This is a genomic window from Sphingomonas sp. PAMC 26605, from assembly GCF_000241485.1.
Taxonomy (GTDB): Bacteria; Pseudomonadota; Alphaproteobacteria; order Sphingomonadales; family Sphingomonadaceae; genus Sphingomonas.
Genome location: NZ_JH584241.1, coordinates 1,420,696 through 1,432,753, shown reverse-complemented (window position 1 = coordinate 1,432,753; position 12,058 = coordinate 1,420,696). Strand labels below are relative to the sequence as shown.

General features: G+C 68.3%; 13 protein-coding genes. 2 read left to right on the top strand and 11 right to left on the bottom strand.

Annotated features, from left to right (window positions below; translation table 11 throughout):
• Positions 1-122 precede the first annotated feature (122 nt).
• Positions 123-392, top strand: coding sequence for a BufA2 family periplasmic bufferin-type metallophore (gene bufA2 / locus RH90_RS06575; protein ID WP_010184642.1), 270 nt, complete (start codon positions 123-125; stop codon positions 390-392).
• 453 nt (positions 393-845) lie between these two features.
• Entirely contained in the window at positions 846-2,147 is a 1,302-nt protein-coding gene (locus RH90_RS06570) for a glycoside hydrolase family 130 protein (protein ID WP_010184641.1), read from the top strand.
• A gap of 115 nt (positions 2,148-2,262) precedes the next feature.
• Here the strand turns inward: RH90_RS06570 and RH90_RS06565 are convergent, their stop codons facing one another.
• The 11 genes from RH90_RS06565 to RH90_RS06515 all read right to left on the bottom strand — a co-directional run bounded on the left by RH90_RS06565 (position 2,263) and on the right by RH90_RS06515 (position 11,987).
• Positions 2,263-3,696, bottom strand: coding sequence for an NAD(P)/FAD-dependent oxidoreductase (locus tag RH90_RS06565; RefSeq protein ID WP_232280315.1), 1,434 nt, complete (start codon positions 3,694-3,696; stop codon positions 2,263-2,265).
• Between the two features lie 45 nt (positions 3,697-3,741).
• Positions 3,742-4,467, bottom strand: a complete 726-nt coding sequence (locus tag RH90_RS06560; RefSeq protein ID WP_010184639.1) for a cytochrome c biogenesis CcdA family protein — start codon at positions 4,465-4,467, stop codon at positions 3,742-3,744.
• 161 nt (positions 4,468-4,628) lie between these two features.
• Entirely contained in the window at positions 4,629-5,018 is a 390-nt protein-coding gene (locus RH90_RS06555; protein ID WP_010184638.1) for a thioredoxin family protein, read from the bottom strand.
• A gap of 79 nt (positions 5,019-5,097) precedes the next feature.
• A complete protein-coding gene (locus tag RH90_RS06550) occupies positions 5,098-6,165 on the bottom strand; it encodes an ABC transporter permease (protein WP_051124757.1) in 1,068 nt (355 codons plus the stop codon).
• 5 nt (positions 6,166-6,170) lie between these two features.
• A complete protein-coding gene (locus RH90_RS06545; protein ID WP_010184635.1) occupies positions 6,171-6,908 on the bottom strand; it encodes an ABC transporter ATP-binding protein in 738 nt (245 codons plus the stop codon).
• Positions 6,895-7,971: a 3-oxoacyl-ACP synthase III family protein gene (locus RH90_RS06540; protein ID WP_010184633.1), complete on the bottom strand. Its 1,077-nt coding sequence runs from the start codon at positions 7,969-7,971 to the stop codon at positions 6,895-6,897. Before RH90_RS06540 ends, RH90_RS06545 begins: the two co-directional genes overlap by 14 nt.
• Positions 7,968-8,672 carry a hypothetical protein gene (locus RH90_RS06535; protein ID WP_010184632.1) on the bottom strand — a complete coding sequence of 235 codons (705 nt, stop codon included), beginning with the start codon at positions 8,670-8,672 and terminating at the stop codon, positions 7,968-7,970. The genes RH90_RS06540 and RH90_RS06535 overlap by 4 nt, the downstream gene beginning before the upstream one ends.
• Positions 8,673-8,760: 88 nt before the next feature.
• Positions 8,761-9,201, bottom strand: coding sequence for a CBS domain-containing protein (locus tag RH90_RS06530; protein WP_010184631.1), 441 nt, complete (start codon positions 9,199-9,201; stop codon positions 8,761-8,763).
• Between the two features lie 190 nt (positions 9,202-9,391).
• Entirely contained in the window at positions 9,392-9,925 is a 534-nt protein-coding gene (locus RH90_RS06525; RefSeq protein WP_157134530.1) for a TlpA family protein disulfide reductase, read from the bottom strand.
• Entirely contained in the window at positions 9,922-10,413 is a 492-nt protein-coding gene (locus tag RH90_RS06520; RefSeq protein WP_010184629.1) for a YHS domain-containing (seleno)protein, read from the bottom strand. The genes RH90_RS06525 and RH90_RS06520 overlap by 4 nt, the downstream gene beginning before the upstream one ends.
• A 464-nt stretch (positions 10,414-10,877) precedes the next feature.
• A complete protein-coding gene (locus tag RH90_RS06515; protein WP_010184628.1) occupies positions 10,878-11,987 on the bottom strand; it encodes a nitronate monooxygenase in 1,110 nt (369 codons plus the stop codon).
• Positions 11,988-12,058 lie beyond the last annotated feature (71 nt).

Genomic DNA, 12,058 nt, shown 5'->3' with positions numbered 1-12,058 from the left:
TGCGCGCCGCGGTTACACTGTGGCTACGACATCGGAATTTTATCTCGTCTGTAACCGGCGGCCTTCTCGCGGCGAAAATCCCAGCGCCACCTGGCAAACGTCATCTATTCAGGAGTATCCCCATGAAGACCTTCAAGACCGGCGCCGCCATCGCTTCCGCCGCTGCCATGCTCGCTCTGACGGGCCTCGCGACGACCGCCCCCGCGCAAGCCGCTGCCAAGACCTCCAAGGCGCAGCCCTGCTACGGCGTCAATTCGTGCAAGGGTCAGTCGGACTGCAAGTCGGGCACGCATGACTGCAAGGGCCAGAACGACTGCAAGGGCCAGGGCTTCAAGGATCTCTCGACCAAGGCTTGCGCCAAGATGGGCGGCAGCCTCACCCCCAAGGGCTGAGCCCAGCGTCCGACCGAACCGGTCGGACCACCCTCTTAACCCCACCGTCCGGCGGCGTCAGGCTGCCGGACGGTGGTGTGCGTTCTGGCCAGTCGCAAATGCACGGCGACGCGAACCGTCGGCGGGGTCCGGACCCGAGGCTTTGACGACACCGTAGAGCACCAGGCATACCGAGAAATGCGAGAACGCCTGCCAGCGCAGCGCGCCGCCATTGCCGATCGGTGGACCAACCCGTCGGCGGCGCGGCACTCCCGGCACACATCGCTCCGAGCCCATATACGCCGCGTCTGTGGACCGGTACGCTGTCAACGAAACGGGCGCGATGCTTCCCGCTGTGCTTGCGGCGGTCGCGGTTCTTGGCTGGACCAAGCGCGGCTTGCTCAAAGCCTTCCCACCGGCCGAGTAACCTTACCTCCTTGCCGACCGAACCCCGCCGCAACGGAGATCGAACCCATGTCAGCAAGCTTCCTGAACCACCTCCCCATCGTGTTGCGCCCCGACCCATCGCGGACCGTGGTGCGACCGTTCATGCCTGGCGACCCCGATTCCTTCGCGGTGGCGAGCATGCCGCGATCGCAGCGGATCATCGACCGTGTCATGGCCCTGAGTTTCGAAGAGGGTGCGAAGGAGCGCGAGAAGATCACCGAATCGCTCGACGAGCGCCATCGCGACGTCGATGCGATGCTGATGCGGCGCTTCCACGAGGTGCTCGATCTGTGCGGCGGCTTCTGCATCAACCCGGCGGCGGTGCGGCCGGACCAGGCGCTGCTGATCGGTGCCTATTTCTGCAACGAATATTCGTTCGAGGCAGCCGCCTTGTTCAATCCCAGCATGGTAATCCATCCCGATCAGTCCGAGGTTCCCGAAGGGTCGGTCCGCTTCCTCATGGCGCTGCGCGCGATCGGCGAGGGGCACGTCTCCTCGGTGACGTTCAGGACCGGACTGATCGGCCCCGGCGGGGACCTGTCGGTCGACGTGCCCAGCCGGACAGCCGTACCTCCGATCATCCAGCGCGAAGAAGGGGACGGCCCGCTCGGCATCAAGCTGCTGTGCGGCGGCAGCTATACCTTGTCGGAAACCGTCCTGTTCCCAATGACGCCCAGCCAGCGGCAGGGCATCGAGGACCTTCGCCTGGTCCACTTTGTCGAGGACGATGGAAGCGAGCGCTTCTACGGCACCTATACCGCCTTCAGTGGCGCAGCGGCGCGCTCGGAGCTGCTCGACACCGAGACGTTCCGGGATTTCGACATGCGCCCGCTGCGCGGCGACGCGGCGGGTGGAAAGGGCATGGCGCTGTTTCCGAGGAGGATCGCCGGCCGGTACGCGATGCTGTCGCGGCACGACAATGAGAACATCTGGTTCCTGCAGTCGGACGATCTCGAGACCTGGAACGGCGGTACCAAGATCCTGTGCCCCCGCTACCCGTGGGAGTTCGTCCAGATGGGAAATTGCGGGTCGCCGATCGAGATCGACGAGGGCTGGCTCGTGCTGACCCACGGTGTCGGCGTGGTCCGAAACTATTGCATCGGCGCCTGCCTGCTCGACAAGCGCGATCCGAGCAAAGTACTGGCGCGGACACCCCGTCCTCTGATCGAGCCTGCGCAGGACAATCGCAACGGCTATGTTCCCAACGTGATCTACAGTTGCGGCGGCCTGGTGCGCGGACGGACGCTGTACCTGCCTTACGGCGTCGCCGACGACTTCGCGACGATCGCGACGGCCGACGTATCGGATGTGCTCGCCGCTATGGAGTAAGCGATAGCGGCGCGCGCGAACCCCGGCGCGCCGCCAGTGGCAGGATCGCGCCGGCGAGCAGCGTGGCGACGCCGCAGCCGGGCATAGCCCCAGACGATACGCGACATTGCAGGACTTAAGGACGTGGCGCCACGCGCGCGGATAACCCGCCACACTCCCCGGGCGCCCGAGGGTCCGCCGTGAGGCTGGCAGGCGCGTCTCGAATGTCGGGACCTCGCGCCACGCGTGCCGCCGACACGACGCCTTCGATATCCGTACCAAGGCCGGTAATCAGGCGAGCGCTGCGCTCGAAGGTCATATAGTTCCAGAGCCAGTTCGCACCCACGACGAAGCGGTTGCGGAAGCCCGCCAGGAAATAGATATGTGCGGTCGACCACAGGATCCACGCCGCAAGTCCGGAGAAACGCACCCATCCCAGATCGACCACCGCACGCTTTCGCCCGATCGTCGCAAGGCTGCCGAAATGGCGATACCGAAAGGACGTGGGGGCGCGACGGTGGCCGAGCTTGGCGGCGATGTGATGCGCAACGTACACCCCCTGCTGCTTCGCGGCGGGTGCGATCCCGGGAACCGGCTGACCCGTGGCGCTCGTTGCAGCGGCCGTATCGCCGATCGCATAGACGCCCGCGCGATCCGCGACCTGCAGGCTCGCATCGACGATGACGCGACCGGCGCGGTCCGGCGCGAGATCCAGCCATTGCGCAGCCGGTGATGCCTTGACCCCGGCGGCCCAGATGATCGTGGCCGAGCGGATCAGTTCGTCATCGACGACCGCCCCCGCCGCGTCGATGCTGGTCACGCGGCTGCCGAGCCTGACCTCGACCCCCAATTTCACCAGCGCGCGCCGTGCCGCTTCGCTCAGCCGTTCGGGAAAGGTCGCGAGCAATCGCTGCCCGGCCTCGATAAGGATGATCCGCACGCAGCGCCGGGTGATGTAGTGAAAGTCCATATCGGCGGCGTGTCGTGTCAGTTCGGCGACCGCGCCGGCCATCTCCACCCCGGTCGGACCACCGCCGACGATGAGGAACGTCAGGAACTCGGCACGCTCTTCGACATTCTGCTGACGGTTCGTCTCGGCGTGTTCGAGCGCGAGCAGGATCTGCCTGCGGACATGCAGCGCGTCGTCGATCGTCTTGATGCCGGGGGCGTGCTCGGCCCAGCCCTCGTTCCCGAAATAGCTGTGGGTGGCGCCGGTGGCGAGGATCAGCGAATCGTAGTGCAGCGTGGCACCGCTCGAAAGGCTTACGGTCTTCGCCTGATGGTCGATGCCGTCCACCTGATCGAGCAGGACCCGCGTTCGCTTCTGCTTCTTAACGATCGATCGAATCGGAGCGGCGACATCCGCCGGGGACAGGCCCGCCGTCGCCACCTGGTAGAGCAGGGGTTGAAAGAGATGGTGGTTTTGGCGGTCGACGAGGGTCACGTCGAGATCGTAGCGCGCCAGTTCCTTCGCTGCGGCGAGTCCGCCGAAGCCGGCGCCGACAATGACGATGTGGGGCGCACGACCCGCGCCGGCGCGGGGATGATGCAAGCTCGCTGAGCGTTTCACGTCGCGCCTCCGAATGATGAATTCCACGCCTCTGGCCGGACGCCTTCAGATCGCCGTCGTCAGGTTCGTGAGCCATTCCGGCGACGCCCCGAGGACCACGCCTTCGATCAAATGATCGGTGCCGGTGAAGATCAGCAGACCGACCGCGATCAGCAGCGCGCCGAGCGCCTTCTTGCCCCCGCTTCCCGCGCTCATCAGACGACCGCGCCAGCGAACGATCACCGAACGCGCCGCGAGCGCGAGGATCAGCAGGACGCTCGCGATCCCGAGACCGAACGCCGCCATCACGAACGCGACCTCGCCAAGGTCTTGCCCCTGCGCTGCGAGGACCGTCGCTGCGCCCAGGGTCGGGCCGACGCACGGGCTCCACACCAGACCGAGGAGCATGCCGATCGCGGCCTGCCCGGCGAGACCGAACCGTTCGAGTCCGGCCTGACGCGCGCCGGCCCAGTTCGCCAGCGGGGTGGCGAGACGTTCCGTGACGCGCTGGAACTGCGGAACGACGAGGGCCAGGCCGATCACCGCGAGGATGACCGCGCCGGCGAGGCGCACGACATCGGTGTCGAGCCCGAGCGACTCGCCGGCGGTCGCGATCACGAAGCCGGTCACGGTGAACGACACCACCAGGCCCGCCGCCAGCGCGAGCGGCCCGAAGCGATGCTTCTGCGCGGCGCTCCCGAGAATGATCGGGACCAGCGGGAGCACGCAGGGCGACAGGATGGTGAGCGCGCCCGCCGCATAAGCGAGCAGCGGGTTCAGCGCGCTGCTCATCGTGGCGTGTCCGCGGCATGGCGGGTTTTAGCAGGGATTCGGCGTTGCAGGCACATCGGATCGGTTCCAGCGTCGTGAGGATCGGCCGGCGCGGACGCGGACCTCGACCAGGGTTTCGCAAGGGAAGCGCGGCGGGTTACAGCAGCGCGCCGTCGGTCGCGTCAGCGGACCGCCGAAGCCAGGAGCGCGTCGATGGCGTCCTTGTTGGTCATATAGGCGAGCCGCCCGACCTCCCGCCGGCCGTGGAACGCGATCAGGGTCGCCTGTTTGCGCACACCGAAGCTTTGCCACACCGGCTTCTGGGTGTCGTAGTCGATCCGGAAGATGACCATCTTGTCGTAGGCCGGCGACGCGACGGTCTGCCGGATCGTGTGGTTTTGCGAGAAGCACACGGGGCACCACCAGGCATGCACGTCGATGATGACGGGGCGGCCCTGGGCCTGCGCCGCGGCGAAGGCGGCCCGATCGAACTTACGGAACTCGGCCGCATGGGCTGGGGCGACCGCAAGGATCGTCGCCGCGATCGCGGCCGTGGTCAGACGAAAGGTCATGGTGAGGTCTCCCGGGAAGACGGCCAAGCCGCCGTCGCCTGGTAGGTTCGTTTCGGCCGCGCTGCCCGTTACAATCGGCTCAATCGAGCCGGGCGCGGTGCTGCAACAGGGAAAGCGCGACGACCGCCAGCAGGAAGACGGCAATGGGCCCGCCATGGGCGAGGATCGTCCACCCATCCTGTCCGCGCAGCGTGGCGTCGCGCGCGGCGCGGGCAAAATGCGTCAGCGGGAAGATTTCGCCCAGCCGCTGCGCCCAGCGCGGCAGCGTCGCGAACGGATACAGGAATCCCGAGAGCAGCATCGCCGGCAAGTAGAAGGCGACCGCGCCCTGAAGCGCCGCCAACTGGGTCCGCGCGCGCGCCGCGAGCGCCTGCCCGAGCACCAGATGCGCGACGGCGAAGAGCGGAAAGAGCGCCAGGAAGGCGGGCAGATTTCCGTGGACCGGCAATGCGAACAGCCAGACGCTCGCGACCAGGACGATCAGCCCCTGCAGCGACCCGATGACGGCGAGCGGCGCGACCTTGCCGAGCAGCAGCGGCAATCGTCCGACGGGAAGCGCCGCGAGCGCTTCCCATGTTCCAAGCTCGCGCTCGCGCGCCAGGCTGAGCGCGCCGAGCATCAGCATGCTGATCATCATGATCGTGCCCGACAGCGGCGGCAGGAAGGCCCAGTCCGCGCGGGCGGACGGATTGAACAGACGCTCGATCCGCAGGCGGGGGCCAATGTCCGCCACCTTGTTGCGCTCGGCGAGACCATTCCAATAGATCGCCTCGACCTTGGCCTCCGCCGCGCCCGAGAGGTTGGGATCGGTGGCGTCGATCACGCTTCGGACCGGTTCGAAGGGCGTCGTCGGCAGCTCGATCCCGACCACCGCCCGGCCCGCGCGGACCATCGCCGCCGCCTTGCCCGGCGCAAGATCGCTCGCGACGACGCGGAGCCCGGCGGCACCGACCAGTCGCGCGACATCCCCGCGTTCGGTGGCGGGGCCAGCAATCGCCACCGCGACCTCGGCCGCCGATGGCCTGATCGCATAACCGAAAAGAAGGATCTGGAGCGTCGGCACCAGCAGCAAGAGGGTGAAGCTCGTCGGCGAGCGCAAAAGCCGGAGCAGTTCCACCCGCGCGATGGCGAGCGAGATCGCGATCATCCCCATCAGCGCCCTGCCCCGGCCAGACGGTGCACCGCATCCTCGAGGTCGCCGCCGCCCGCGGCTGTGACGAAGTCGGCGGGGGTCATCGGCCCCTCGGCACGCCCGGCCGCATAATGCAGCATGGTCGGGCAGCGCGCGGCCTCGACCAGGTCGTGCGTGCTGACGACGACGATATGGCCTGCCGCCGCGAACTCGCTTAGCCATCCCCAGATCGCGCGGCGCGTCGCGACGTCGAGCCCCGCGGTCGGTTCGTCGAGCAGCAGCAGCGGCGGGTCGCCGAGCGTGACCGCGGCAAATTGCGCCCGCCGGGCCCAGCCGCCGGACAGACGGTCGAAGCGCGTCGTCAGCACCCCGCCAAGCCCGTACCGTTCGGCCGCCTGCGCGATCGCGCCCCGGCGATCCGCCAAGCGCAGGACGGCGGCGCGGAAGGCGAGATTTTCGGCGACGCTCAATTCCGGATAGAGCGACAGTTTCTGGCTCATATAGCCGATCTTCCGACGCAGCGCGGCATCGGGTCGCGCGATGTCATGGCCGAGGACACGGCCCGCGCCGGCGTCCGGCCGGACCAGCCCCGCGAGCATCCTGAGCGTCGTCGTTTTGCCCCCGCCATTCGCCCCGACGAGGCCGAGCATCGCACCAGGCGTCAGCGTGAAGCCGACATCGTGCACGGCCCAGGTGGCGCCATAGCGCTTGCCGAGACCGCTGACGACGATCCGGTCCGACGCATCAGCCGGCTTCATGGACGAAACCTCCGAACATGTATTTGGTGGCCTCGGCGCCGAGGGCGAGCGTCACGGTGCCGGCGGCGAGACGACGAGCGCGCAACTCGGCGAGCGCGATCCAGATCGCCGCGGAGCCCGTGTTGCCGATGCGATCGGCGTTCACGAAGAACCGGTCTTCGGGCAGGTCGAAATGCCCCGCCAACTGCTGGCCGATCCGGCCGCTCGCCTGATGCGGTATGATCCAGTCGGCCGCGGCGAGGTCGAACCCGCGCGCCGCGGCGGCGCCGACGCCCGCGTCGAACAATTCCGCGCCGCCGCGCAGCACTGCGGCGAAATCGTGTTCGAACGACAGCGGCCCCGCATCGCCCGGCCCCGGCCGGTCCGATCCGCCTTCGCGCATCTGCAAGCCCGGACCACGGCCAAGCCCCAGCGCGCCGTACCAGGCGGCGCGAAGCCGGTCGGAACCGCTTCCCGCCGGGCCGAGGATCACCGCGCCGGCACCGTCGCCCATCTGCACCAGATTGACGATCTGCCCGGACTCGTCCGCAAGCGCCGCGATGTCGAGAAAGACCGACCCCGTTTCCGAACCGACGATCGCAACGGGGCGGGCGCCGGGCGCGGCCAGCAGACCGAAGGCGATCATCAGCGCGTTGGCAAAACCCGTACACGCCTGACGCAGCTCGATATGAGGCCCGGCAAACCCCAGTCGATCGGCGACGAACGCGACGTTGGACGGCAATGGCTGTGCCGGTGTCGCGGTGTGCGCGATCAGATAGCCGAGATCAGCCACCTGCAAGCCAGCGTCGCGCAGCGCGGCCTCGACCGCCTGCGCCGCGAGCGCGGGATTGCCGGCGCCGTCTCCCAATGTATCGATCCGCGTTGACCAAGAGCGGCCGAGATGCCGCGTGCGAACGCCCAGCCGCTCGGCGACCGACAGCCCCAGGGCATGCCGGCGACCATCGAGCCCTGCCCGGCCGAGCAGTGTCTCGGTCGTCACGGGCGAGCCCGGCAATGCCGCGCCCGTGCCGAGCAGCGCCAGTTCGCCGTGCGATCGCCACGCTCGGGCCAGGCCTTCGCTCACCTGCGGTACAGCCCATCCGGAAGGCGGGCAACGTCGGTGACAAGCCAGCGCGGATCGAACGACAGGGTATCGAACGCATCGCCCGCCTCGCTCAGCAACGCAACCAAGCGTTCGCGGACTGCGATCCCGGCCGTCTTGAGGCTCGCCTCGCGCATCCGTGAAACGGCGAGCGACCGCGTGATGCGGACGTGACGCGCTTCGTCGCGCGCGATCCGGCGCAGGATCGGCGCAATCGCGGCGTCGGCCGAAAGCGGCGTTCCCGGCCGAAGCAAGCGCGACAGGAGCAGACAGACCGCCGAATCGAGCGCAGCGATCCGCGCGAGGCGGACCGCGGCGTCGCCACGGCCGAGTTCGAGGTGAAACCGCCGTGACAAGGCGCGCGCTCGGCGCTGGTCGGGCGGCGCGGGCAATCCCGCCGCGAGCGCCTGGATCAACCCGTCATGGACGCGTTCCTCCGCCGCGACGCACCGCAGTGCGGTCGCCGCGGCCTGGTCCTCGCGATCGGCCAGGTCGCTGAAGGCGAGCCCGGCGGCCTCTTCCCCGCACCCGAGGATCGGAAGCAACACCGCCAGCGCCGTCGCCGCGCGATCGGACAAGCTGCCGCGGATCGGTTCGACGGGCGCGACGACGGCGGTCGTAAAGCACCGGCGCGACGGCGGCGCGGCGCCTAAGCTCGGTATCGGGGCGTCTCGATGATCCATGATGACCCGTTCGTTCGCCCAGGTGCGCGCGTTACACCGTGCAACCGCGATGACGGTCTTTGTTCGACCGGCCCGGTCACGCCATGCGCTAGGCGGCGTGACGCCAGCGGGCGATGTCCTGCAGAACGAGGTTCTCGTGGATCTTCTCGTCGAGCCGCAAGGCAAGCACGTCGCCGATGCTGAGGATGCCGACCAGCACCCCTTCGCGCATCACCGGCAAGTGGCGCGCGCGGTGGTGCGTCATCACCGCGGTGACGTCGGCAAGCGTGTCTTCGGGACGCGCGACCAGCGGCTGGCGCACCATCACCTCGCGCACGGTATGCCTGTGCGCCTCGCCGCCCCAGCGCACCAGCGCGGCGGTGATCTCGCGCTCGGAGACGAGGCCGCTCAGCGCTCCCGACGGTCCCTCGACGACGAGCGCCCCGACGCGCGACGATGCCATCAGGCCGGCCGCTGCCGACAGGGTGGCTGTCTCGATGATCTGGTGAATATCCGCAGACTTGTTCTTGAGGACGTCGCTTACGAGCATGGCACTTACTCTCGCTGGTGAGGGCCGACCCGTTTCCGCGTGGGCCTGATGGGACATACGCCGGGGGTGCTTCAGAGGTTACAGCGCCGAGGTTCCACGATCGCGCTTGGAAGGCGGCGCTGGCGGTCCGGCCGGATGTGATGAAATCCCGCGTCGAAGGCGACGGAGGACAGCCGCGGCCATCCGGGCCTCAACGCCTCGACGACCGATCTGCCTGCGCGAGCATACCGGCGCCATCGGCAGCGCTCCAGTCGATAGCCCGCGTGACCCGCCGCACTTCGCGGCCACGTGCATCGAAGACGACCGAATAGGGCATGCCGAGCGCGCCGTACCGCTCGACCGCGCGAAGCGATGCGAAGGCGAGCCGGAGGTGCGGATACGCCCGTCCGAAAGCGGCCCGACCAACCGCGCGATCGTCATCGACCGACGCGGCGATAACCGCCAACCGGCCGGGCCGGCTCGCGGCGAGCCGTTCGAGGCTCGCGAGTTCCGCCCGGCACGGCACGCACCAGCTCGCCCAGAAGCTGACGATGGCAGGATTCCCGCGCAACGCCGCGAGCCTGACCGGACCGCCGCCGTCGATCTCCAGCGTCGGCAACGGCTCTGCCGCAGCAGGCGCGCCGACCACGATCCCGGCACCTCCAGGCGCGGCGGCGAAAGCGAGAATCGCCACCGCCGCCACGCGCCACCCGGCCCGACGGTGCAGCGGGGAGCCGCAGCTCACTGAGGCTTGTCTTTGACCTTCGGCCAGTTCTGCTCGGCCCGCGCGATCGTCCCGGGCACGTCCTTGTCGAAGATCATTTGCGTCTTCGCGCTATAGTTCACGTAGAGCTTGCCGTCGACGACGCGACCCGTTTGCGGGTCGGCGTCGACCTTTTCGCCGAAGGACGTTCCAACCGCGCAGAATCCCCCGAACTGGGGAACGTATTTGGCGGGAGCGGCGAGGAACGTCCGGCGGTGCGCCTCGGTCGCGAACAGGTAGCGTACGCCGTCAAACGTCGTCGCGATCGCATCCACGCCCTTGGTCGGCTTGCCGGTTTCGAAATAGGCGACCGGATCGAAGCCGCGGAGCGCCACGCCAGCCTGGTCGACGTTCACCGACGCCGTCGAACCCGGGACCGCAGCCTGTGCCATTGTCGGGATCAGGCCGCTCGCCGGCGCGCTCAGGATCAGCAGGGCGGCGGCAAGCCGTCGATGGTCGAAGCACAACATTCAAGATCTCCCCTTTAGCCAACCCTCGCAGGTGGCACGTGCGGGTTTCGACGGACGAAGCCCCCGGGTTACAGATCGTTCGGCGATGTCGCGAAAAATAGACTCGCACCTGTAGCCGCAGGCCCCCGCGGGTCGCCTTCATCCGCGTCGCGTGAGAGCGGAGGCGACACGAAAAGGCTGATCGTGATGGCCGCGATGCGCGGTGCAACGCCCCATGCGGGCGCTCTCGCGGACGTCAGCTCGGCTACAACAGGCCAATCTGTCCGGCAGGTCGGGGCGGTGCCGCGCTTCGCCGGCAGCTGGGCTCGGAAGCGCGCGACAAAAGGGTCGGCGAACACGGCGAATGATCGCGACGCGCCGCGCGCCGCGTCCGTCTGGACACGCCGGTCACGCTCGTTTCGTCAGAAGGATTCTGCGAAGAGCGATACCCCCTCGCGCTTCTTCGGATTGCTTCTGCGATAGGGTCATGCGCTTTCCTGGCGGCCTTCGAAGATACGGGCGGCATCCGGCCGGACCTGCGCCGCTTCAAGCTCCAGCTTCAGAGCGTGCACCAGCTCGCGAGCCGGCATCGAACGCGCAAGGGGAGCGCCCTGCCCCGCCCAGTGCGCGCCGAAGCCATGCTCTCCCTTGGCCCGGGCCGCCGCGTGAAGCGATCGACCCGCGTCATATGCAATCGGGTAATCCGGTGCCCTCCGATCCCCAAGCGACGCCGCCAACGCGGTGAAGCGGTTGGAAAGCGCACGAGCAGGACGCCCCGAAATAACCGACGTTAGCGTCGTGTGGTAAGCCGCCGGCCCTGCCAGGGCGGTGCGATACGCGTCGTCGGCCGTGCTCTCCGGGCAGGCGATGAACGCAGTGCCGAGTTGCGCTGCGACCGCACCCAGGTCGAGTGCGGCGGCGATCCCGGCTCCGTCCATGATGCCGCCCGCCGCCACGATCGGCAGATTGGTCTTCTTTGCGAGAAGGCGGACCAGCGCGACCGTGCCGAGCGCATCGTCGAGCGCGACGGGATCAAAGACACCACGGTGCCCGCCAGCTTCGATTCCCTGCGCGACGACGACGTCGACACCGGCCGCCTCGATCGCGCGCGCCTCCTCCACGCTGGTTGCGGTCGCCATCACAACAATGCCGCGCGCGCGCAGCGCGGCGATGGCGTCGGCGGTTGGCAGACCGAAATGGAAACTGACGACGGGAGGAACCAGATCGAGCAGCATCGTCAGCATGGCCGGGTCGTCGGCAAAGCTCGTAAACGGGGACCGAAGGGTCTCGGGGGGTTCCGCGCCGAGTTCCGCGAAAACGGGAGCAAGCCAGTCCAGCCAGGCAGCGTCGCGCACCGGGTCCGGAGCGGCGCCTGCGTGAACGAAGACGTTAACGTTGAAGGCTCGATCGGTCCGTGCCCGGGTTTGTGAGACCATGGCGCCTGCGTCCTGTGCGTTCAACACCCCGACGCCGATCGAGCCCAGCGCTCCAGCGTTGGAGACCGCTGCAGCGAGTTCCGGCGTGGCCACCCCCGCCATCGGCGCCTGGATCAAGGGCACGGTCAGTCCAAGCTGATCGACGAACGAAATGGGCATTTGGCACCTCACGCTTTCGGTGCGACCGCGTATGCGCCGCGACGCCGGACCTGTGAAGGGCATCGACCGCG